The 23,667-nt window shown below is 58.2% G+C and carries 18 protein-coding genes; 11 read left to right on the top strand and 7 right to left on the bottom strand.

The features are described 5' to 3' along the window. Window positions 1–63: 63 nt before the first annotated feature. Entirely contained in the window at window positions 64–2,082 is a 2,019-nt protein-coding gene (gene cooS / locus ACOYW1_RS13325; protein ID WP_482423177.1) for an anaerobic carbon-monoxide dehydrogenase catalytic subunit, read from the bottom strand. A 91-nt stretch (window positions 2,083–2,173) separates the two neighbouring features. Further along, complete coding sequence (locus ACOYW1_RS13320; protein WP_482416084.1) at window positions 2,174–3,745, bottom strand: acetyl-CoA decarbonylase/synthase complex subunit delta; 1,572 nt, start codon at window positions 3,743–3,745, stop codon at window positions 2,174–2,176. Between the two features lie 963 nt (window positions 3,746–4,708). Here ACOYW1_RS13320 and ACOYW1_RS13315 point away from each other — a divergent pair. From ACOYW1_RS13315 to panB, 6 genes are all read left to right on the top strand, one after another. After that, window positions 4,709–6,484, top strand: coding sequence for a formate--tetrahydrofolate ligase (locus ACOYW1_RS13315; protein ID WP_482423176.1), 1,776 nt, complete (start codon window positions 4,709–4,711; stop codon window positions 6,482–6,484). Window positions 6,485–6,697: 213 nt separating this feature from the next. Then, window positions 6,698–8,512: an ASKHA domain-containing protein gene (locus tag ACOYW1_RS13310; protein WP_482423175.1), complete on the top strand. Its 1,815-nt coding sequence runs from the start codon at window positions 6,698–6,700 to the stop codon at window positions 8,510–8,512. Further along, entirely contained in the window at window positions 8,512–8,649 is a 138-nt protein-coding gene (locus ACOYW1_RS13305; protein ID WP_482423174.1) for a hypothetical protein, read from the top strand. Before ACOYW1_RS13310 ends, ACOYW1_RS13305 begins: the two co-directional genes overlap by 1 nt. A 111-nt stretch (window positions 8,650–8,760) precedes the next feature. Further along, window positions 8,761–9,450 (top strand): ATP-binding protein, encoded by a 690-nt coding sequence (locus ACOYW1_RS13300; RefSeq protein ID WP_482423173.1) that lies wholly within the window; start codon window positions 8,761–8,763, stop codon window positions 9,448–9,450. 288 nt (window positions 9,451–9,738) lie between these two features. After that, a complete protein-coding gene (gene thyX / locus ACOYW1_RS13295) occupies window positions 9,739–11,154 on the top strand; it encodes an FAD-dependent thymidylate synthase (protein WP_482423172.1) in 1,416 nt (471 codons plus the stop codon). Window positions 11,155–11,176: 22 nt separating this feature from the next. After that, window positions 11,177–11,968, top strand: coding sequence for a 3-methyl-2-oxobutanoate hydroxymethyltransferase (gene panB / locus ACOYW1_RS13290; protein WP_482416089.1), 792 nt, complete (start codon window positions 11,177–11,179; stop codon window positions 11,966–11,968). Window positions 11,969–12,378: 410 nt separating this feature from the next. On the opposite strand, the gene ACOYW1_RS13285 is transcribed toward panB, so the two are convergent. Genes ACOYW1_RS13285 through ACOYW1_RS13270 form a run of 4 tightly spaced genes read right to left on the bottom strand, consistent with a single transcriptional unit; the run spans window position 12,379 to window position 15,534 of the window. Beyond that, window positions 12,379–12,609 carry a hypothetical protein gene (locus ACOYW1_RS13285; protein WP_482423171.1) on the bottom strand — a complete coding sequence of 77 codons (231 nt, stop codon included), beginning with the start codon at window positions 12,607–12,609 and terminating at the stop codon, window positions 12,379–12,381. Window position 12,610: 1 nt separating this feature from the next. Continuing rightward, window positions 12,611–13,477, bottom strand: coding sequence for a lipid-A-disaccharide synthase (locus tag ACOYW1_RS13280; protein WP_482423170.1), 867 nt, complete (start codon window positions 13,475–13,477; stop codon window positions 12,611–12,613). A gap of 48 nt (window positions 13,478–13,525) precedes the next feature. Further along, window positions 13,526–14,455 (bottom strand): Gfo/Idh/MocA family protein, encoded by a 930-nt coding sequence (locus tag ACOYW1_RS13275; protein ID WP_482423169.1) that lies wholly within the window; start codon window positions 14,453–14,455, stop codon window positions 13,526–13,528. After that, window positions 14,452–15,534 carry a DegT/DnrJ/EryC1/StrS family aminotransferase gene (locus ACOYW1_RS13270; RefSeq protein WP_482423168.1) on the bottom strand — a complete coding sequence of 361 codons (1,083 nt, stop codon included), beginning with the start codon at window positions 15,532–15,534 and terminating at the stop codon, window positions 14,452–14,454. Before ACOYW1_RS13270 ends, ACOYW1_RS13275 begins: the two co-directional genes overlap by 4 nt. Before the next feature lie 563 nt (window positions 15,535–16,097). Here ACOYW1_RS13270 and ACOYW1_RS13265 point away from each other — a divergent pair. Together ACOYW1_RS13265 and ACOYW1_RS13260 are read left to right on the top strand one after the other, a co-directional pair. Next, complete coding sequence (locus ACOYW1_RS13265) at window positions 16,098–16,763, top strand: TetR/AcrR family transcriptional regulator (RefSeq protein ID WP_482423167.1); 666 nt, start codon at window positions 16,098–16,100, stop codon at window positions 16,761–16,763. Window positions 16,764–16,866: 103 nt separating this feature from the next. After that, a complete protein-coding gene (locus ACOYW1_RS13260; protein WP_482423166.1) occupies window positions 16,867–17,949 on the top strand; it encodes a 4Fe-4S dicluster-binding protein in 1,083 nt (360 codons plus the stop codon). A 157-nt stretch (window positions 17,950–18,106) separates the two neighbouring features. Here the strand turns inward: ACOYW1_RS13260 and ACOYW1_RS13255 are convergent, their stop codons facing one another. Continuing rightward, window positions 18,107–18,535: a hypothetical protein gene (locus ACOYW1_RS13255; protein ID WP_482423165.1), complete on the bottom strand. Its 429-nt coding sequence runs from the start codon at window positions 18,533–18,535 to the stop codon at window positions 18,107–18,109. Between the two features lie 329 nt (window positions 18,536–18,864). On the opposite strand from ACOYW1_RS13255, the gene ACOYW1_RS13250 reads away from it, so the two are divergent. From ACOYW1_RS13250 to ACOYW1_RS13240, 3 genes are all read left to right on the top strand, one after another. After that, window positions 18,865–20,613, top strand: a complete 1,749-nt coding sequence (locus tag ACOYW1_RS13250) for a hypothetical protein (RefSeq protein ID WP_482423164.1) — start codon at window positions 18,865–18,867, stop codon at window positions 20,611–20,613. A 248-nt stretch (window positions 20,614–20,861) separates the two neighbouring features. Then, a complete protein-coding gene (locus ACOYW1_RS13245) occupies window positions 20,862–22,127 on the top strand; it encodes a class I tRNA ligase family protein (RefSeq protein ID WP_482423163.1) in 1,266 nt (421 codons plus the stop codon). Next, window positions 22,075–23,541 carry a class I tRNA ligase family protein gene (locus tag ACOYW1_RS13240; protein WP_482423719.1) on the top strand — a complete coding sequence of 489 codons (1,467 nt, stop codon included), beginning with the start codon at window positions 22,075–22,077 and terminating at the stop codon, window positions 23,539–23,541. Before ACOYW1_RS13245 ends, ACOYW1_RS13240 begins: the two co-directional genes overlap by 53 nt. The last annotated feature ends 126 nt before the right edge of the window (window positions 23,542–23,667 follow it).

Genomic DNA, 23,667 nt, shown 5'->3' with positions numbered 1-23,667 from the left:
AGGATATTCTTAAAGGTTGATGATCAAGCATGTGGATGGCGGCCGGACCGGGCCGCCGACCCGCTATCCGTCGATGGCCTGACGGGCGGCCATATCCATGAGGACACGTTCTCTTGCCTTGTCGATACCCAGCTCCTGGCGCTTTTTGTCGATATGGGCGATCATCTTCTGGGCGTGCTTGACAGGGTCGGGCTCGCAGTCCCACATGCCACCGTAGAGACCTTCCAGGTCGGTGTAGAGATGGTCCTTGAAGACAGGAGCGCCGTCCACGGGCAAGGTAACGCCAAAGACCGTGTAAACGCCAGAGGTTACGAAGTAGTGGCCGATGGAGATGGCTTTCTCGCTCATCCACTCCGGGGCGCTGCCGGCCACGGGAAGGTCCTTGATCTCTTTGCCGAGTCCGCCGGCCTTGACCACTTCGGTGGCGGCCAGGAGGATACGGGAGTTGTCCACGCAGGATCCCAGGTGGAGGACAGGGGGGATCCCCACGGTTTCACAGACCTCGGCAAGGCCGGGGCCGCAATGGACGGCTGCACACTCGGGGCTGAGGAGGCCGGCCATGCCCGCTGCGATGGCGCTGCAGCCGGTGGTGAGGACGATGACGTCGTTTTTAATGAGTTCCTTGATGACGGTGATGTGGTCGTTGTTGTGCTTGGTCCGCGCGTTGTTACAGCCTACGACCCCGGCGATGCCCCGGATGCGGCCGTTGATGATGTTGTCGTTCAGGGTGTAGTAAGAGCCCCTGAAGGAGCCGCCCAGATGGTACTCAATGGATTCCACGCCGAAGCCGACCACCTGGGTCTCTTTCTGTACGGGAATCATCACCTCGGCCTTGCGGTTTTCGAAGTTGTCGATGGCCATCTTGACAATGCGCTTGGCGTCTTCCATGGCATGGTGCTCGTCGAACTCAATGTGGATGACGTTGTTTTGCTCCATGCGGGCGATGGGGTGGGTGGTGATGAGCTTGGTGTGGAAGCACTTGGCCACGTTGGCCAGGTTCTGGAAGATACACTGAACGTCCACTACCATGGCGTCGCAGGCGCCGGTGATGATGGCAAGCTCCTGCTGCAGGAAGGTCCCCACGATGGGCACGCCGTGGCGCTGGGCCAGTTCGTTGGCCGTACAGCAGATACCGCCGAGCTGGATGCCCTTGGCACCTTTTTCCGCTGCGTAATCCATCATCTCCTTGGACTGGCTGGCGGCCACGATCATTTCCGAGAGGATGGGCTCATGGCCGTGAACGACCAGGTTGACGTGGTCCGCCTTCATGATGCCCAGGTTGACTTCGGACTGCACGGGGCTGGGGGTGCCGAACATGACGTCCTGGAGGTCGGTGGCGATCATGGAACCAACCCAGCCGTCGGCCAGGGCCGCACGGGTGGACTGCTTGATGAGGTTTTTGTAGTCTTGGTCCACGCCCATGTGGGTGCGGTGCATGATCTCGACGATCTCGCGGTCAACGTTTCGGGGAAGGACGCCGAGCTCTTTCCAGCGGTTGTAGGTGGCCTCGGGGGCACGCTTGATGTAGAGGCACTCACTGTCGGGCTTGCCCCATTCGTTCATGGCCTTTTCAGCCACTTCCAGGGCGATCTCGTCCATGTCGCGGTCTTTGACTTCGCCGTCCACGGTGACGGTGGTGTCCACGTCAAAGTGGGGAGCGATGGCAAGAAGCTTGTGGTAATCCTTGATCTGGTAGTCTTCGGTCTCTTTTCTCGCAACGGAGAGGAATACTTCAGCAACGCCGCGTCCGTGGTCGGAGTGGGCGGAAGCGCCGCCGGCGACCATGCGGGCGAAGTTACGCGCCGCAATGGTGTTGGCAGTGGCTCCGCAGAGGCCTTTTCGTGTGTCTTCGCCTTCGATGCCGCCCTTGGGAAGGGGGAGGCGGCAGGGACCCATGGCACAGTTTTTACAGCAGATGCCCTGGATACCGATGTTACAGGGCTTCATGTTTTCAGCCCGGTCGAACACGGTCTCGACGCCGAGTTCCTGGGCTCGTCTGATCATTTGCTGAGTCGCTGGATCAATGGAGGCATTGAGCGGATCTGCCAGCTTCATTGCCTTTGCTTTTTTTTCGTCTGCCATCAGAGGTTCCTCCTCTTGTTGTAGGGTCATCCTTTGCCTTGCACTCAAAGCGCGCTTCGATGCGGCTTCGTGAATGAACGTACCTTAAGGCTTACGCTACGCGACGGTGGATCATGTTGAGGCGATCGATGAGCTTGTCCAGCTGGCTCTTTTGTTCTGCTGCCGCGGTGAGTGTCCTCAGGGCTTCAGGCTGGGTTCCACGGGTCTTGGCCATCTCGGCACGGGCCTTGGCTCGCTCCGCGCGGATGGCTTCTTCGGCTTCTTCCCGCTTGGCCTTGGCGTCGATTTCAGCCTGCTTTTTGGCCTCTGCTTCGGCTTGTGCTTTGGCTTCCGCATCTGCCTTTGCTTTGGCTTCGGCTTCTGCCTTGGCCTTTGCGTCCGCCTCGGCTTTGGCCTTGGCTTCGGCTTCCGCCTTGGCTTTGGCCTCTGCGTCTGCCTTGGCCTGGGCTTCAGGGTCTACCTTCGGCTCTTCAACCTTGGCAGGTTCAGCGGCCTTGGCGGGCTCGGGGGTGGCCGGGGCAGGCTTGGCTTCCGCCTTGGGAGCGGCAGCGGCTGCCGGAGCTTCTGCAGCGGCTTTGGGAGCCTCTTTTTTCGCGGGTTGGGGGGCTGCTTTTTTCTCTTCTGCGATGGCGGTATCCGGGGCGGGGGCAAGGCTTGCGAAGTCCACATCAACGTCGTCAAGCTGTTTGGTGATGCCTGCCACGTCGGTGGCCATGCCTCCCTCGATCATCAGGTCGATGAAGGAGCGGACGAGCCGGGCGGCTTCGGGGTGGCGCATGATCAGGATATCGCCGCCGGCGACAAGGTAGGAAACGGCGCAGACGGCCTCCATGAGGATGCCGCGTTTTTCAGGGTCGCCGAGGATGGGGGCCTCTTCAACGCTCTGCTTGGCTTCCTTGCACTTCCAGATTTCGTTGCCGAGGTTGTTGATGATGGGGAACTGGAGTTTGTCGTCGCCCTGCTGCATGGCTGCCATGCGCAGGCGCTCCATGACGGAGTAGGAGTACTCCATGCCGTAGCCGAGGCCACCGGTGGTGGGGTCGACAATGACCCTGTCCATGGGCATGCCCAGGTTTTCCAGAAGGATGTTGACCTGTTTGGCCAGGTTGACGTCGATGGGGGATGAGGAGATCAGGGCGTGGCCGTAGCCCATGGCCGAGGCGCCGATGCCTTTGTGGTTGGCGTCTTCAACCGGGCCCAGGGTGAGCTTGAATTCCTGGCACTCTTCCGAGACGGCTTTAAGGACCTCTTCATCCTTGCCCGGGTTCGAACAGCCCCAGACAATCAGGGGCACGTCGATGGCTGAGGCCACCTTTTTTACTGTGGCGGCGGCTTCGGCGGGGCTGGCGTCTTTGTCGTTGGGATCGATACTTTTGAGTTGCAGTACGATGAGTTCTGCGCCGAATTTCTCCACGCAAAGTTTTGCCCAGGCCGCGGGATCGCTAACGACATCTTTAAACGGCGCCAGGCAGGCTTCGGGCCAGTCTTCAGGTGCCATGTCCCAGACTTCCATGGCGATTTTGGGTTTGTGCGGCATGTCCCCTTCAAACTGATAGAAAGGGTAGCATGAGGCACCACCGACGGAGATGGCGTTGTCGCCTGCTCCGATGGCAATTTCCTTGATGCTTCCTGCATAGGACTCTTTAATGATTTCGAAACCCAATGTTACCTCCTTGTCGTTGACTAATTATATGGATGAAGGCGTCCATTCGTTTATTCGTGTCGATCACGCCCGTCGGATTGTGACGATCCTTTGGGCGCTTCGAGGAGAAACCTGAAGTTTTTAAAGAGCGGAGTTGGAAGGTAACGCAAGAGAGCGTGTTAAGAGATCGTGCTGGGCACGGCGTTTACTCTTCTGTTTATATGATTCTGAATTGTGATTCTTTTTTTTATTTTAGGATAGCTAAACCATGAAATTTCTAACAACTGCCTTGGGTGCTGTCAATATTAAATATCATATGATTCGAATTATTTTTCCCGGGATGATCTTTGAGAAGTAATATACAGTTTTTGACAGTGAACGTCAGTTAAATATTGAAGGTGTTCCGCCATGATAGTTCGGGGTTAAGTCGACGCTGCGAACCTTATAAGTGCGGGGCTCTGAAGGATATTCTCTCTGTCGGAGTCAATGGATGACAACTGGCATTGATGAGTAACATTAAAAATACTAATTAAGCCGAAAAAGTGCTTGACTGGTATGGGGTATTGAGAGATAGTTCCGAATAATAAACAAAGGATAGAAGGCAATCCGTTCTGTTGTCATGGCGTTTGGAACGACGTTTACGATCAATGCAGACGTTATACGACATGATGGTGGTTTCTTCCGGGGGAATGCAAAGAAGAGCTGCCAGGAAGTAGTGAAAACAAACATGAGGGACCTGCCTCGGCGTTGTTGTGTTCGCACCAGGGGCCGAACACGGCGGCGTGATGCAATGTGGCCCGTAAAGACTTCGGGCCGGGCGCATGTGCGCCAAGCAATTCTGAACAACCGGATAATTCCTGCTGGTGGATGCTTTTTTATGGTACACGTGCAGGCACTGATTATTGGGACGTACAGACCAGGAATTTGTTTTCATCACCATGCTACCGGCTCTTTCTGTGGGCCAATTCTTGAAAGGAGTAATGAATGGCTTTAGATCCAAAGAAGCACGCTGATTGGGAAATTGCTCAGGATTCTGAGAAATCCATGAAAACCATTTATGAGATTGCGGAAGAGTTCGGGCTGACCAAGGAAGAACTGCTGCCCCAGGGCCACTACATCGGCAAGATTGACTATCGCAAGGTTCTTGAACGCCTGAAGGACAAGCCCAACGGCAAATACGTCGATGTTACCGCCATCACTCCCACGCCCCTTGGGGAGGGCAAATCCACCTCCACCATGGGCCTTGTCCAGGGCCTCGGCAAACGCGGCAAGCGCGTGTCCGCAGCCATCCGCCAGCCTTCCGGCGGCCCCACCATGAACATCAAGGGTTCTGCCGCCGGCGGCGGCCTGGCCCAGTGCATTCCCCTGACTCCTTTTTCCCTGGGATTCACCGGCGACATCAACGCCATCATGAATGCCCACAACCTCGCCATGGTCGCCCTGACCTCCCGCATGCAGCATGAGCGCAACTACACCGACGAGCAGCTTGACCGCCTCACCAAGATGCGCCGCCTCGACGTGGACCCCACCAACGTGGAGATGGGCTGGGTCATCGATTACTGCTGCCAGTCACTGCGTAACATCGTCATCGGTATGGACGGGGTCAACGGCAAGCGAGACGGCTTCATGATGCGCTCCAAGTTCGGCATTGCCGTTTCCTCCGAGGTCATGGCGATCCTGTCGGTTGCCACCAGCCTCAAGGACATGCGTGACCGCATGGGCAAGATCGTTGTGGCCTACGATAAGAAGGGCAAGCCCGTCACCACCGAGGATCTGGAAGTGGCCGGTGCCATGACAGCCTGGATGGTGGACGCCCTGAACCCCAACCTCATGCAGACCCTGGAAGGCCAGCCCGTTATTGTCCACGCCGGCCCCTTTGCCAACATCGCCATCGGCCAGAGCTCCATTATCGCCGACCAGGTTGGTCTCAAGCTTGCCGATTTCCACGTCACCGAGTCTGGCTTCGGCGCCGACATCGGCTTTGAAAAGTTCTGGAACCTGAAGTGCCGTTACAGCGGTCTGGTTCCCGACGCAGCCGTTGTCGTGGCCACCATCCGGGCCCTCAAGTGCCACGGCGGCGCCCCGGTTCCCGTTCCCGGCAAGGCCATGCCCAAGGAGTACAGCGAAGAGAGCGTGGAGTGGGTCGAGAAGGGATGTGCCAACCTGATCCACCACATCCGCAACGTCCGCAAAGCCGGTATCAGCCCCGTGGTCTGCCTCAACGCCTTTGTTACCGACACCAAGGCCGAATGTGAGAAGGTCCGTGAGCTGGTGGAGGCCGAAGGGGCCAAGTTCGCCATCTCCGAGCACTGGGAAAAAGGCGGCGAAGGCGCCCTGGAGCTGGCAGACGCCGTTATCGCTGCGTGTGACGAGCCCACGGATTTCAAATTTCTCTACGACCTGGACATGCCGGTCAAGGAGCGTATCGAACTCATCGCCACCGAGGTGTACGGTGCCGACGGCGTGGATTTCTCCGCCGATGCAGCGGCTTCTCTGGCGCGCATCCAGGCCGACCCCGAACTTGCCAAGCTGGGGCTCTGCATGGTCAAGACCCACCTCTCCCTCTCCGACAATCCCGCTCTTAAAGGGGTGCCCACGGGTTGGCGACTCCAGATCCGCGAGGTGCTGACTTATGGCGGCGCCGGGTTTATCGTGCCCGTGGCCGGTACCATCAGCCTGATGCCCGGCACCGGCTCCAACCCCTCCTTCCGTCGGGTGGATGTGGATGTTGAGACCGGCAAGGTCCAGGGTATTTTCTAGGACCCCTGGTGCAGGTTTGACACGCGACAGATAATAAAAAAGGCCGGCTTGCCGGCCTTTTTTTGTCTTTAATGAGCAAAAGCTGGATTACTTAACGTGCGTGGGTTAAGATAGCTTTCGCGTCACCGTTTCATGTCCCGCCTCTATCGTATCGCAATTGTATCGCGCCGACCCGTTGGAACGGATCTGGTGATAACCCAATCGGGAGAGAGTATGGAAAAATTTACGGTGCAGTTCATTCCCCATGAAGTCTCCATCGAAGTCGCGGCCGGAGAGTCCCTGCTGGCAGCCGCCATGGAAGCAGGCGTGCACATCAACGCCTCCTGTGGCGGGGGCGGTGTCTGCGGGAAATGCCGCGTGGTGGTGGAAGAGGGGGCGTCGGCTTGCGAACAGACCGACAAGTTGACCCAGGAAGATTACGACGGGGGCTGGCGCCTCGCCTGCATGACCGAAGTCAGGGACAACCTGACCGTGCGCGTGCCCATGGAATCCTCGGCCCTTCTGGGGGGCGAGTTGCCCCAGGCCACGCCTCGGGCAACGGCCCATATCCGCAAAATGGACTTTGAGGCGCTAAAGGAGGAGGGGCTCTTTATTCCTCCCATGGAGAAGATCTTTGTGGAGCTTCCCGTTCCCGACGCATCGGATCACAGCGCCGATGTGACCCGTCTTTTTCAGTACCTGAAAACCGTCAGGGGGGAAGGGGGGCTGGACATCGACCTCTCGGTGATCCGAAAGATGCCCAAGGTGCTCCGGGACGGGGAGTTCAAAGCCACGGTGACCCTGGAACGGCCGGTGAAAAGCGGCAACAAGTCCCGCATCGTCAATATCCAGTCCGGCGACCGCACCGACTGCAACTATGCCATTGCCCTGGATATCGGCACCACCACTATCTACGGCCAGCTCTTCAACCTGAAGGATGCCGCGGTGCTGGAGCAGTGCGGCAAGGTCAACGGCCAGGTGAGCTACGGGGAGGACGTGATCTCCCGGATTATCTATGCGGAAAAGGAAGGGGGGCTGGAGCGGCTCCGCCAGGTGGTGGTGGAGACCATCAACGAGATCGTGGGGCGTCTTTTGTCCCGCAGCGGGGTGGACATGGAGGAGGTCTCCACCGTGGCCATCGCGGGCAACACCACCATGACCCAGCTCCTTTTGGGGGTGGATCCCCGCAACATCCGACGGGCACCGTACGTGCCTGCGGCCAACGTCTATCCCCCGCTTTTGGCCCAAAGCCTGGGCATCACCCTTGCCGAGCACACCACGGCCCTTATTTACCCGCTCATCTCCAGTTATGTGGGGGGGGATATCGTGGCAGGCGTCATGGGCAGCGGCCTTTACCGGAGCGACAAGCTGACCCTGTTCATCGACATCGGCACCAACGCCGAGATCGTGGTGGGCAACAAGGAGTGGCTTGCCTGCACCGCCTGTTCCGCAGGCCCTGCCTTTGAAGGCGGGGGCATCAAGTTCGGCATGCGCGCAGCCCCGGGGGCCATCGAGGACTTCTCCCTCGACCCGGTGAGCTGGGAGCCCATGCTGCGGACCGTGGGGGGAGCCAGACCCCGCGGGATCTGCGGGTCCGGTCTCATCACCACCGTTGCCGTTCTCTTTGAAAACCGCATCATCGACAGCCGCGGCAAGTTCAATACGGATCACGCTAACCCGAGGCTGCGGGAAAACGAAGGCATCACCGAATATGTCCTGGTCTGGGCGGACCAGACGGACATCGGCCGGGACATCACCTTGACCGAGCCGGATATCGACAACCTCATCCGTGCCAAAGGGGCCGTCTACAGCGGGTGCGAGACCCTGCTCAACGAGGTGGGACTCTCCATTTCCGAGATCGAGGAGATCATCCTGGCCGGCGGGTTCGGCAGCTACATTGATCTGCAGCGCGCCTTTACCATCGGATTTCTTCCCGAGATCGACCCTGCCAAGGTGACCTTCATCGGCAACGGGTCCCTCATGGGGGCGAAGATGAGCGCCCTGACCAACACCCTGCGCCAGGATGTGGTCCAGGTGGTGCGGCGCTGATGACCGACTTTGGACTCAAGCCCTCCTACATGGATCACTACATCGCGGCACTTTTTCTGCCCCATACCGACCTGAACCTGTTTCCCCGCCTGAAGGCGAGGCTCTCTGAAAAGCAGGGGGCGGTGGATACGCCGTGAGGAGAATGTGTTATGATGCGGGGTGCTGCTGGCGAACGCATCATGAACGCACCGCAGGCGGTATAGGATTGTTTATCACGTCATAATTTTGGACCCTGATTGAGGACGACCATGGGAAAAGTAATTGCAGTAGCAGGCAAGGGCGGTACCGGAAAGACCACCACGGCATCCCAGGTGGTACGGTACCTTGCGGCAAGCGGTGTTTCACCGGTACTGGCCGTGGACGCTGACCCGAACAGCAACCTCGGGGAGACCCTGGGGATCGAGGTGGAAAGGACCGTCGGGGATATCCGTGAAGGGTTCATGAAGGACCCGCAAGGGGTGCCCTCGGGCATGGACAAGGTCAACTACCTGGAGCTCCTCATGAACCAGGTCATCATCGAGCGCAGGGATTTTGATCTCCTCGTCATGGGGCGCCAGGAGGGGCAGGGGTGCTACTGCATGGTGAACAACATCCTGAACCGGTTCACCGAAGAGCTTGCCAGAACCTACAAATACCTTGTGGTGGACAACGAAGCGGGCATGGAGCACCTGAGCCGGCGCACCAGCGGCCGGGTAGACTATCTGCTGCTCATTACGGATTACTCATTGCGTGGCCTGCGGGCGGTCAAGAGAATCCACGACATGCTCGACGACCTCAAGCTCGATGTCAGGCACAAGGGGCTTGTGGTGACCCGGGCTCCGGAAAACCTCAACGGAACGTTTCTTGCCGAAGTCAAGGAGATCGGGGTGCAGATCGTCAAGATCTGCGTCCGGATGATCCGGAACTGGCGGTTTTGGACATGGAGAAACGGTCCATGATGGAGCTTGGTGATGACTCTGCATCGGCAAAGGCCGTGGGTGGGGTCATGGAGAGGGTGCTGGCCGACCTTTCCTGAGGTTGGGATCCGGTGTGCTCCCATGCCGGGAACTTCGCTTTTTCGGAAGTAAACCGGGAGCTCACGGGGAACGTCTAATTCATATCGATCTGTGAAAGCGGGGCGTTGACAGCGCCCCGCTTTTTTAGCTCTTGCCCTGCCTTCCCTCTTTATTATATGGGAAATAGACATCCTTCATTTATCATCAACCATTGAGGAGCAGATCATCCATATGGAAAAAGCAAGAGCAGTCATACTTGCCTTTACACCGGAACCTGAACGTATATGCGCTTCTGCGGCGCGTATTTCATCCACCAAAGGGGCGGCCACCGAGATTTACGAGAACACGGATCAGAGCAACATCGGCCAGTTGATCAAACGGGTCGTGGCCCTGGGCCATGTGACCATCACGGAGCACGCCGTTTTCAACATCGCCTTTGAAAACGTTTCCGCCTTTTTCGAGCAGTTTCTTATTGAGTTCCGTCTGGCCGCGTACACGATCAAATCCCGCCGTTACGTGGACTACTCCGAGATGGGGGGGCTCTCCCCTGAGTTTCGTTTGAAAAAAGGGGGGCTGGCCGATGCGTCCTTCGGCGAACGCTTCGAAACACTGTCCAGGGAGCTGTTCGAGGACTACCACAAGCTTCTGGAGGCAGGCATCCCCAAGGAAGATGCCCGGTTTGTGCTGCCCTACTGTCTGAGGAGTCATATTTACTGCACGGTCAACGCCCGTGAGCTGCTTCATATTCTCCACTCCTGCCTCAACGGCCGCGGGGCCGCGTATCCCGAGATCCGCCAGATCGGTGAAAGCCTCCTGGCCCAGGCCAAAGAGATCCTTCCCGATGTGTTTGATGACATTGACAAGGTGGAGAAAGGGCGCGAGGACAAGGAGAGCAGACTCCGCGAGCTGGTTGCCGACAAGGGCGTCCAGCGGCGTGCCGACGGGGACAGCGCCCTGGTGGAGCTGTTGACCCACTCCGGAGAACCCGACCTCATGGTGGCCGTCTCCGCCCTTGTTTCCCATTCCGGGTGCTCCTCATCCGATGCCTTGGGCATGCTGCGTGACGACGAAGAACTCACCGCGGGAATCATCGACATTGTGACCTCGGACCGGCGCAGGCGAGAGCTTGAGCAGGTGAACGTCACTTTTCGCCTGAACGACATGAGCCTCTCCTGCCTGACCCACCTGGCACGCCATCGTATCCAGTCCCTGGTGGTGCCCTCCTTTACGGAGTTCGGCAAGAGCCGCACCTGTGTGATGCCCGAAACCATCACCGAAAATGAAGCCGCCAAAGAGATCTACATGGGCTGCTTCGAAAAGAGCATGGACCTGTACGAGGCCTTCCGCGATGCGGGTGTCATGGAAGAGGACCTTGTCTATCTGTACCTGAGCGGCAACGTGATGGACGTGGTGACCACCATGAACGGCCGGGAGCTCTACCACTTTCTCAAGCTGCGCTGCTGCGACCGGGCCCAGTGGGAGATCCGAAACTACGCCGTGGGCATGCTTTCTGCCGTGCGGGGAATCTCTCCGGTGCTCTTCGGCAAGGTCGGCCCCGGATGCTTCATGGACGGGGTGTGCCCGGAAGGCAAGATGAGTTGCGGTAAACAAGTTGAAATGAAGAAGCTTTTTTCTAATATGGAATAATATAAGGAAAGGTGTCATTGTCATGAAGAAGGTTACCGTCACAACGTTGTACAACAAGAAGAAGGAAGGGGAGAAGATCACGGCCATGACCGCCTATGATTTTCCCTTTGCCACCCTCATGGATGAGACCGGGGTGGACATGATTCTCGTGGGGGATTCCCTGGGCATGGTCATTCAAGGGGGCAACAGCACCCTTCACGTGACCATGGACGAGATGATTTACCATACTCGCATTGTCTCACGGGCCTGCAAGCGCACCATGGTGGTGGGGGATATGCCCTTTATGGCGTATCAGGCCAGCGTGGAAGAGGCCGTGCGAAACGCCGGTCGCTTTTTAAAGGAGACCGACTGCTCTGCCGTGAAGCTCGAAGGCGGCGCTTCGGTGTGCGAGGTGATAAAGGCTATTTCCTCGGCAGGCATCCCCGTCCAGGCCCACATCGGCCTCACCCCTCAGTCCGTTCACCAGATGGGAGGATTCAAGGTACAGCGTGACGAAGACCGACTCATGGCAGACGCCCTGGCCGTTCAGGAGGCCGGAGCCTTCTCCGTGGTTCTGGAAGGCATTCCCAACCACATCGCCAGGGCCATCACCGAAAAGCTCTCCATCCCCACCATCGGTATCGGCGCAGGCCCCGACTGCGACGGCCAGATCATCGTCATGCACGATACCCTGGGCATCAATTCCGGCCATATCCCTAAGTTTGTGAAGAAGTACGCGAACTTAGGGGATGAGGCCAGAAAGGGTATCAAAGGGTTCATCGATGAGGTGAAAAGCGGTGAGTTCCCCGCACCCGAGCACTGCTACAGCAAATAGTAGCGCGTCTCGCCGCCTTCTATGGTGGCCCATCGGGTTATGATGGCATGATCCCAGAGGATCAATAAAAAAAGCCTGTGCAATTGCACAGGCTTTTTTTGTTGCTTTGTAACGATTCGGGTTGCCCCTGTTCGTTATTCTTAACGTGCTGCAAGAAAAACTAAAAGCACGAAGAGACGCTTCGCCTCCCGGCGGCAAGGTGTGCCACCTTGAAAGCAAATTACCGCCGGGCTTTGCCCCTCGTTCCCGGGTCGAATCTTCAGGCCGGTGTTTCTGGCGAACCATTGTGTGATTATTTGTTTCCGACAGCCAAACAATGGGCTCGTCGATACCTTTCGACCGGCTGTTTGTCACACTTTTCAAACGTTTGGCCCCCGGCAGGGCCGCCGGAGACTTTTTTGAATCCCGAATCAGGGCCTTTCCGTCAGGGAGAATATTTCCCGGGCGGCGTAGTCTGCGTCAAAGGCTTTGACAAGGGTGCGGAACCGGCCCAGTTCGCTTCGGATGCGTCCCAGGCGGTCCGGATCGCCCAGGATAGCCACCACCTCGTCGGCGATGCCTTCAGGGGTTGCTGCGTCCTGGATCAGCTCGGGGAAGACATGGTGCCCTAAGATGAGGTTGGGGATGGAGATGGCGTCCACTTCACCCAGCGTTCCGCAGCATCAGGTAGGTGATGGGATTCATGCGGTAGAGCACCACGGTGGGGACCCCGGAGAGGGCCAGTTCAAAGGTGACGGTACCGGAGCAGGCGATGGCCAGGTCCACGTTCTGAAATTCGTCGTGGGGGTTGCCCTCGTACACCCGGATACCGGCTTCATGGGCGCTGTCGAACAGGGCCGCATCGAGGCTGGGGTGCTTGAGCACGGAGAAGCGGGCGTCCATGCGGGCGTCAATGTTTTTTTTGGCTTCGCACATGGTGGCCAGGTTGGATTTGACCTCCTTGCGGCGGGATCCGGGAAGGAGCAGGATGCGTCGGGGCCCTGTTTCCCCAGTTGTGTCTTTTTTCATGGCCGTGATGGTGTTGACCAGGGGGTTGCCCACAAAGGCGGCCTCCACGCCGTTGTCCCTGTAAAAGGTCTCCTCAAAGGGAAAGAGCACCAGCATCTTGTCGATGTATTGTTTCACCAGCTTCAGGCGGCCCTTGCGCCAGGCCCAGAGCTGGGGGCTGATGAAGTAGACGAGCTTTCGGCCCGGTTTGGCCACACGTTTGGCCATGCGGAAGTTAAAGTCCGGGTAGTCGGTGAAGATAACCACATCGGGATCGATCTCTTCAATTTTTTCGGCGATGCGGTTAAAGATCCGGATGAGGGTCGGAAGGTAACTGATCACCTCAAAAAATCCGGTGACGGCGTGGCTGGCCAGGTCCGCCACCTGGGTGGAGCAGGCGGCAAGTCCGGGGCCGCCTGCCGAATAGACATCGATGTCGGGTGACGCGTTTTTCAGGGCGTGAACCAGTTCGGTGGCATGCATGTCACCTGAGGGTTCACCTGCAACGATAAAAAGTTTCACAACCTTGCCTTTGTGTTCGTGGTATCTGAAAACCGGAGCCCCATGATTTCACTGTGACGGGATCCGGAGCTGTGTCTGACGGTTGGCCAGATCTTCGTCGATTTTCAGGGCAAGGTCAAGGGCCATGGCCGCATTTTTTGCAATGGTGTAGTCTCGCCGTTTTGCTGTGATACCGGCATGAAAATGCAGGATCTCCCGTTTCAGGGGCTCTTCCTTTTCAATGGTGATGACCTTTTTTTCGATACCGTTCTCTCCGTTTTTGAACGCCTTGATGGTGTGCCCGGCAAAGTCCAGGGAGATGTAGTTGTGGTTGAAAAAGACCCGGGTCCTGCGCATTTGCTCTTCGGATATCCGTGAGGCCGTGATGTTGGCGATGCAGCCGCCCTTGAAGTGAACCCGGGCATTTGCGATGTCTGCCTTGTCCGTAAGGGCCTTGACCCCCACGCCTTCCACCGAGGCCACCTCGTCGTCTACCAGGTCGAGGATGATGTCCAGGTCATGGATCATGAGGTCCAGCACCACGCTGATGTCTAAAGACCGGTTGGGGAAAGGGCCCAGCCGGTGGGATTCGATGAACATGGGGGCGGTGATCATTTTACGGGCCTCGGCATAGGCCTTGTTGAACCGTTCCACCATGCCCACCATGAGAAAGGCGTTTTTTCGTGACGCGGTTTCAAGGAGGTCTTCGGCCTCGACCATGGTGACGGCGATGGGCTTTTCAATGAGGCAGTGCACCCCGTGGTCAAGAAAAAATCTCGCCACCTCGTGGTGATTCACCGTGGGGGTGGCCACGGTCACTGCTTCGACGCCGAGGTTCAGGAGCTCTCTGTAGTCCCGGGTCCAGACGGCCCCGTGGAGGTGTTCCTGACCCGGATGGTGCGGGTCAGCCACCCCCACCAGCTCAAATGCATCCAGTTCGTCATAGATCCGTGCATGGATTTTTCCCAGTTTTCCCACGCCGATCACACCTGCTTTCATACGGTCTCCAAAACAGCGGTCGCCACGCGTCGGATCTGCTCATCGCTGAGATACGGGTGCATGGGCAGGCTGAGGACATGGGCGGCCACCTCATCGCTGACGGGGAGGTGGGCGTCCGGTTGGAGGAAGACCGGCTGGTGGTGCAAGGAGACGGGATAATGAACGGCGGTGGGGATGTCTTGCCGCTTGAGGGCCTGCTGCAGGGCGTTTCGGTCGTCAACGCGGATGGTGAGCTGGGCGTAGACCGAGGTGTTGTGGGAGCGGATCACCGGAGGGACGATGCGGTCATGGACAAGGGCCTCGGTGTATTGTCTGCCGATGGCCCGGCGTTTTTTAATTTCGTCTGGAAACAGGGGCAGTTTGGCAAGGAGTACCGCTGCCTGGATGCTGTCCAGCCGGCCGTTGATGCCCAGTCGGGGGTGGTGGTAGCGTCGGTCCTGTCCGTGTTCCCGGATTTCCCGCATGCGCGTTGCCAGGACCTCGTCTGAGGTGAAGCAGGCCCCGCCGTCTCCGTAACACCCCAGGGGCTTGGAAGGGAAAAACGAGGTGCAGCCGATGGTGGAGAGGTTGCAGGACTGCTTTCCTTTGTAGGTTGCCCCGAAGCTCTGGGCCGCGTCTTCGATGACAGGGAGCCCGTGGCGCCGGGCAACGTCGTTGATGGTGTCGAAGTCGGCGCATTGCCCGAAGAGGCTGACGGCCATGATGGCCTTTGTTTTTTCCGTTATGGCGGCCTCGATGAGGGCGGGGTCGATGTTGCAGGTGTCGGGCTCGATATCCACGAACACGGGCACGGCGCCCAACAGGGCGATGGTTTCCGCTGTGGCGACAAAGCTGAAGGGCGAGGTGATCACCTCGTCTCCTGGCGAGATGCCCAGGGCCATCATGGCCATGATCAGGGCACCGGTTCCGCTGGCCGCTCCGATGCAGTGCAGGGCACCCGTATATTCCGCGAGGCGGCCTTCCAACTCCCGGACCTCCGGCCCGTTGATGTATTGACCGTGTTGGAGGACAGCATGGATTCGTTCGTTTACATCCCTTTCAATCTGGTCGTACTGCGCTTTGAGATCGATAAATTGCATGGCGTCTCCTTGGCTTTCTAAGGCGTTGGGGGGCGTCGTCAATTTGGGTGATGCATTCTCGGCATGTTGCCCCGTCGGTGGGAGGGCGTGGCCTCCTGACCGATTGTACTGATAGCTCAGGTGTTGGTTATTTTGGTTTTGTCGAAGTATCGCTGTTTACGGTGGTGAGATGTGTTTTGTGATCAAATAATGAGTAAAAAAAATGCGGGAAAATGTCAAAGCTTCTTCTGGTCTCCAGGGTTTTAGAGTCTGGGGGCCTCATGGTGCCGCCGTGCCCTCAGGTGCCGCAACGACGGCACCTGAAGATGGCTTCACCATGTATTTCGAAGGGTTGCCAGGTGTGGCGACCCAAAAGGCACAGCAGTCGAAGCATCCATTGCAGCATGGGGTTTGTCTCCATCCGGGTGTTTTTATTCTCGGGCTGCCCGGTTTCCGGGTGGCTTATTGAACACCGACGGGGGAACGGTGTCAATGGGCCAGAGACATGGTGTCTGTATTGTCCCGGGATGTCGGGTGGTTCTTTGATGTTGACGCTGTCAACATCGCCGTGTATGCTACCCGACATGATGAAAAATACCACTGAAGAAACCGTAACCTATCATCACGGGAACCTCAGGCATCGGCTCATTGAAGTGGCCCTTGAGGCCATTGAAGAGGCGGGGGCTGCCGAGCTGACCCTTCGCGGTATTGCAAAGCGGGCCGGGGTGAGCCATTCGGCCCCCTATCGCCATTTTCCGGATAAAGAGGCCCTTCTTGTGGCCGTGGCCCGGGAGGGGGTTGGCCTCATGCTTTCCGAGATCAAGCTTCGGCTGGAGCGGGCCAAGGGCGATCCCCTGGCGCGGTTTATGGTGTGCGGCCTGTCCTACATCGATTTTGCCATTGCCCACCCAGCCCATTTTCGGGTGATGTTTGCCTCGCCCCGGATGGGGGTGCCCGTGCCCGAGGACTTGAAGCCGGAGTCCACGCCTTTTTTCCACCTGTTCATCGATGAGATCACCGAGTGCTGGAAGCTGGGGCTTCTCAAGGGGGAGAGCCCGCACGCCATTGCCCTCTCCGCGTGGTCCATCGTCCATGGGTTTTCCCTTCTCGTCATCGACGGGCATCTCCAGGGAGGGGCCCTGGACGAAGGCTCCCGGGAGTCCATGAAACGGGGGCTGCTGTACGCTTTTTATTCGGGGGTTCGCGGTGAGAACGGCCCTGAGGTGGTGCCGCCCGCCCCACGGGGCTGACGGGTCGGTTTGTGACGGGCCCTGAAGCGCCTGCACATGTCAATAAGGCTGCTTCGGCAACGCAGAGATGATAACAGTCAACACAAGATTGAGGGAGGAGAGTATGGCTGAGACGATTTACAGGCGGTTGCAACAGGTGCTGGATACCTTGCCCAACGGGTTTCCGGCCGCGGATGACGGGGTGGAGATCAAGATTCTTAAGCGGATCTTCACCGAGGAGGAGGCGGAGATTTTCTGCGACCTGCGTCTGACCTACGAAACCGCCGAGCAGATCGCCGAGCGGTCGGGTCGCCCCCTGGAAGGGCTCGACGACAAGCTCAAGACCATGTGGGGGAAAGGCCAGGTCTTCGGCATCGATTTCGGTGGTGTCCATGTCTTTCGCATGGCCCCCTGGATCTTCGGGATCTACGAGTTCCAGCTCAAGGGCCTCGACCGGGAGCTGGCGGAGATCTGCAAGGCATACGAGACCTGCTTTGCCGAGCAGTTTTTTACCCACGATCCCCCCATGATGCATGTGGTGCCCGTGGAAGAGGAGCTGGGCAGCGACAGCCAGGCGCTTCCCTTTGATCAGGTTTCGGCCATTATCGAAAAGGGAAAGTCCTTTGCCGTAACCGAGTGCATCTGTAAGACAGAACAAGGGCTCATGGACAACCCCTGCACCAAGCCCACGGAGGTGTGTCTTTCCATTGCACCGGTTCCCGGTTTTTTCGACAACCACCCCTTGAAGCTGCGTCCTATTTCCAAGGAGGAGGCCTACGGTGTCCTGAAAATGTCCGAAGAGGCGGGGTTGGTCCACATGACCAACAATTTCGAGAAGGGGCATTTTTACATCTGCAACTGCTGCGGTTGCTGTTGCGGGGTTTTAAGGGCCAAAAACGAGCTGGGGCTGACCAATGCGGTCCATTGCAATTACACGGCGGTGATAGACGAGGAGGCATGTGTCGGGTGCGGCCTCTGCGCCGATGAACGCTGCCAGGTCTCCGCCATAGAGGAGGCCGATGGCGGATACCGGGTTTTAGAGGACGTGTGCATCGGCTGCGGCCTGTGTATCTCCACCTGTCCCGCCGAGGCTGTGTCCCTGGTACGAAAGCCTGAATCGAGTCTTGTGGCGCCTCCGAAAAATGAGGCGGAGTGGTATGCCAGGCGAGGGGAAAACCGGGGGGTTGATTTCTCGTCTTTTGCCTGATGGGCTAATTTTTGGAAGGGGGGGCACCAAACGGAGCGCCCACGGTGTTGCCGTGGGCGTTTTGTGATTGTTTTGACCCGGTGGGTTTCCCATGACGTATCCGGGTGCCCCAACCCGGATATTTCAGGAGTCGAGTGCACCCATTTTTATGTTGGGGTCAGCCTTCGCCGGGAAAGTTCAGGGTGAGCTGTTCCTGCTTTTTATCTTTTTTGATTTTGATTTTCAATTCCATGCTGTTTCCGCGAAACCCAAGGGCCAGGGCTGTTTTTCCCTTGTCCTCTTCAATGTGGGTAATGGCCCTTACCATATCGAGGATGCGCGTGCCGGTCTCTTGTCCCGGGGTGGGCAGGGGCGTGGTTCTGTAGGTGGCTTTGACTTCCACCGTCCCTGAAGCCTCCTGCGTCAGGCTGATTTTTTCCGCGTTGCTGTTGACGCCGTGGAGAACGGCCAGGGCGATCCATTTCAGGGCGGTCTCTTCGGTTGCCGGTTCCCGGCTAAGGGTGGACATCTCTTTCAAGGGGTCGGTCTCCGCATAGCAATCGCAGAGCTCCTGAACCTTCAGGTGGGGGTTGGCGGACTCTTTCATGGTGTCTCCAGATTAGTGGGTTGGCGGGCGGGGCGGTGAGGATGGTCTGCGGGGACGGGGCCCGATGCGGGGTGATGGCCTATGTTATGGTTAAAACTGATTTTATCATACTTGACTACGGGGTCAATAGGCCGAAGGCCTCCGGGCCTGTCCCGGCAGCATGGTGGCGGTGCAAGAGGAAATGCCTTGGAACGGATTTTGTGAGCGGATAAGGCGCTTGACACTGTTTTTTCGGTATGATACCGTGATTAAGATAAGCTATTTTTTAATAAAATCATGGTGTTGCATTAAACACGTCATTGCCTACTCACCTCCAGGAGATGCCGATTATGACCGATTCCACTAGTAAAATCCCCATGGATAAAACACCTCCGGATGCATTGGACGACCATTGGTTGGAAGACGATGACGAACCCATTGAGCTGACGGAGCTTGCCGGCGAGAACGGGGACGTTCCCAAGGACGGCGACCGTGGAGTGAATGGTGACGATGGATCTGTTGACGCCATGGAGGTGGACTCGGAGGACGAGGAGGATATACTCGAACTCACCGAGGAATTCAGGCTGGATGATACTGGCATGCCGCAGGAGGGTGCTTCCTCTGACTCCGGTGAAGAGGCTTCTGATCTCGGCGAGGAGACCATTGACCTGACGGAGATGGCAGGCCTTGTGGAAGAGCCCCTGGAAGGTCAGGCGCCGGACCTCGGCGAGGAAACCATCGATCTGACGGAGATGGCAGACTTTGTGGAAGAGCCCCTGGAAGGGCAGGCGCCGGACCTCGGCGAGGAGACCATTGATCTGACGGAAATGGCGGGCCTTCTGGAAGAGGTGCGGGACGGCCAGGCCCCTGACCTTGGCGAGGAGACCATCGACTTAACGGAGATGGCGGTTCTTGTGGAAGAAATCCCGGAAGAGCAGCTCCCTGACCTTGGTGAAGAGACCCTTGATTTGACGGAAATGGCAGGCCTCACCGAAGACGTTCAGGTTAAGGTGTCACCTGAGTCCGAAGAGGACGTCATTGACTTAACGGATATGGCGAGCCTTGTGGATGGGACTTCTGAAGAGGCCGCTCCGGATCGTGGGGACAAGACCATTGACCTGACGGAAATTTCGTCCCTCCTTGAAGAGGACCCTGTTTCCCAAGGGGAAGAGGTTACCGAATTCGGAGGCGAGAGTCTGGATCTCTCCTTCAGCCTGGACGATCTGGATACGTCGCAGCGCAGTGACGTGGTGGAGGCGGACGCCGCCCTGGATGTCGCAAGCGGCGATGACGATGGCTTTGTGGATATCGACCTGCTTCTTGCCGACAGTGAGGATGGGGACGGCGGGATGGACTCCATGGCCGATGAAGGGCTGTTGGGCGAGCTTCCCGATGAAACCGTTGTCCTGCCCGTGGATGATGACCCCTTTGTTGAAAAGACCGTGGTTTTACCCGTGGATGACGAGCCTCTGCTGGACCTGGGGATGCCCCTGGACGGAGAGGGCGCTGCCTCGGAGGACGGGCTGCTGGATGCGCTTTCCGAAGAGACCGTGGTGCTCAGTGACGACGAACCTCTTCTGGACCTCGGCATGCCCCTGGAAGAAGATCCGTCTGCAGCCGAAGAGGCCCCGGCAGGGGACGGGTTGCTGGGCGATCTCCCCGATGAAACCGTGATGCTGGCCGACGACGAGGACCCCCTTCTGGACCTCGGCATGCCCCTGGATGAGGAGCCTGCCGCTGCAACCGGTGACCGGGAGGGCGGCGGGGTGCTGGATCTTTCGGATCTGGTGGATGAACAGGGGCGTCGAGCCCAGGAGGCTGAAAAGCCCGAGAGGCGCCCTCCGGGTTTTCCTGAGGGGACCTTTGACCTGGCCGGGATCAACGACGACCCAACCGTGGATCGCGGAGATGAGCAGGTTCCGGTTTCCATGGCCGGATTGGCCGATATCCCCGAGGAGCAGCTTGAGCGGGTGGTGGAGCGTGTGATCCGGACCATGTTCAAAGAGCGGATCGAAGAGCTGATTGTCGATGCCATCGGCAAAAACCTTTCGGAAGATATTGAGAAAATGAAAAAGATGATCCGGGAAAATTTTTCCTGATTTCCCTGGGTCGTTAATAAATGGTTGCAAGAAGACTGGAGATTATTTAATAATTTCCAGTTTTTCTTTTTGGGTGGTTTCGCAGGCGTGGCCCGGCTGCTGAAATCGTCGAAGGAAATAGTGCGTGGTTCCGACACCTTGGGGCAGAATGCCCCGGTGCCTGCACCCTTGAACATACAGGCAGGGTGCCCTTGCTCGTCTTGAGCAGACATGAAGGGTGCGCGCCCATCAACATATGAGGTTTGAATATGAGTGGAGAATTGCTGGCAAAGGGGTATGAGCCCCATGAAGTAGAGAAACGCTGCTATGCGTCCTGGATCGAGCAGGGGCTCTTTTCAGCGGAGGAGACAAGCGACAAAAAGCCTTATTCCATCGTGATCCCTCCCCCCAACGTCACCGGTGTGCTCCACATGGGCCATGCGTTGAACAACACCCTGCAGGATCTCCTTTGCCGCTACCGGCGCCTCAAAGGGGACAACGTCCTCTGGATGCCCGGCACCGACCACGCAGGCATCGCCACCCAGAACGTCGTGGAAAAGAAGCTGGCCGCCGAGGGCAAGACCCGTCAGGATGTGGGCCGGGAGGCGTTCATCGACGAAGTGTGGAAGTGGAAAGAAGAGTCCGGCAACGCCATCTTCAAGCAGCTCAAGCGCATGGGTGCATCCTGCGACTGGGATCGTCAGCGCTTTACCATGGACGATGGGCTCTCCGAGGCCGTGCGCAAGGTGTTTGTGGACCTCTACAAAAAAGGGCTCATCTACCGCGGCAACTACATCATCAACTGGTGCCCCCGCTGCAACACCGCCCTGGCGGATCTTGAGGTGGAACACGAAGATAAGCCGGGTAAGCTCTATCATATCAAGTACCCCTTTGCCGACGGCTCCGGTCACTTTGTCGTTGCCACCACCCGTCCCGAGACGATGTTCGGCGACACCGCCGTGGCCGTGAACCCCGAGGACGATCGCTACAAGGGGATCACCGCCACCCACGTAAAGCTTCCCCTCACGGACCGCGAGATTCCCATCATCCGTGACGAGTACGTGGACCTGGAGTTCGGCACCGGTGCCCTTAAGGTCACCCCCGCCCACGACCCCAACGACTTTGAGCTGGGCAAAAAGCACGACCTTGAATTTCTCAAGGTGATGACCGACGAAGGGATCATGAACGACGGCGCCGGTGCCTTTGAAGGCCTCACCCGCGAAGCGTGCCGGGAAGCTGCTGTCAAGGCCCTGGATGAGCAGGGATACCTTGTGAAGGTTGAGGAGCACCCCCACAGCGTGGGTCACTGCTACCGCTGCAAGACCGTCATCGAGCCCAACCTGTCCCAGCAGTGGTTTGTCAAGGTCAAGCCCCTGGCGGAGAAAGCCATTGCCGCCGTGGAAGACGGGCGAACCCGCATCATCCCCGAGCACTGGACCAAGACCTACTACGAGTGGATGTGCGACGTGCACCGGCTGCGTCATCTCCCGCCAGATCTGGTGGGGGCATCGCATCCCGGTCTGGACCTGCGATGAGTGTGGCATGGACATCGTGGAAGAGACCGACCCCACGGTCTGCCCCGGCTGCGGAAGCTCCAAGCTGACACAGGATTCCGACGTGCTGGATACCTGGTTCAGCTCGGCCCTCTGGCCCTTCTCCACCATGGGGTGGCCCGAGAACACCGATCTCCTCAAGACCTTCTACCCCACGGCGACCCTGGTGACCGGTTTCGACATCCTCTTTTTCTGGGTGGCGCGCATGATGATGATGGGCCTCCACTTCATGGACGAGGTGCCCTTTAAGGATGTCTACATCCACGCCCTGGTCCGCGACGAAGAGGGCAAGAAGATGAGTAAGTCCAAGGGCAACGTCATCGACCCCCTCACCGTCAGCGACGAGTACGGCACCGACGCCTTCCGTTTTACCCTCACCGCCTTTGCGGCCCAGGGACGCGACGTGAAGATGTCCCTGGCGCGGGTGGAAGGCTACCGCCACTTCATCAACAAGATCTGGAACGCGGCCCGCTTCTCCTTCATGCATCTGGAGAAACCCTACACCGAGATCGACTACGCCAACATCAGCCTTGCCGATCGCTGGATCCTTGCACGACTTGCCGAGACCACGGCCAAGGTGGAAGAGGCCATCGACACCTACAAGTTCAACGAAGCGGCTGCCGCCCTCTACAGCTTTGTGTGGCACAGCTTCTGCGACTGGTACCTGGAGGCATCCAAGCCCGCCCTTTACGGCAAGATGGGTGATGCGGCCATGGAGTCCACCCGCTCCGTGCTCTATCGGGTTCTCCATGACACCCTGATTCTCCTGCACCCCATCATTCCCTTTGTCTCCGAGGAGATCTACAGCAAGCTTCCCGGAACCGAAGGCTCCATCATGAAGGCATCCTGGCCCGTATGCGACGAGTTTGCCGCCCATGGTGCCGATGCCGTGGCCGAAAAGGAGATGGAATCCGTCATCGCTGTGATTTCCGGTCTCCGAAACATCCGGTCCGAGATGAACATCGCTCCCTCCCTGGAGCTCACCGTGGAAGTCCAGGCCGAGACCGAAGAGATGGCGGCCCTGGTGAACCGCGAGAAGAGCACCATCATGACCCTGTCCCGCCTGGCGGCCTGTGAGGTAAAGCTCACCGGCGAGCGTCCCAAGGGCGTGGGGACAGCCATTGTGGAAGGCGCGGCCGTCTATGTGTTTCTGGAAGGGGTCGTGGATTTCGACCGGGAGATTGAGCGTCTGGAAAAGAGCATTGCCAAAAGCGAGAAGGCAGTGGCCGGTCTCGAAGGCAAGCTGAACAACCAGGGCTTTATCTCCAAGGCTCCTGCCGATGTGGTGGCCAAGTTTCAGGCCCAGCATGACGAAGCCAAGGACAAGCTGACCAAGCTGGAGTTCACCCTTGCCAAGCTCAAGAAGTTCAGAGCAACTAAGGCATACACGTTATAACAGGGTCCGGGGCGCATGCCGTCCCGGGCCCGCTTTTTTCGATCCATCCGCCTTCCTTATATCTTGGGGTGCGCCTTTGATGCGCGGCCCGACGCAAAGCCACACTACCAGGGACAGCAACATGAC

It is taken from the genome of Desulfoluna sp. CYM3A (genome assembly GCF_056829965.1).
The sequence above is the reverse complement of the archived record's forward strand: the minus strand, read 5'-3'. Positions and strand labels throughout refer to the sequence as shown.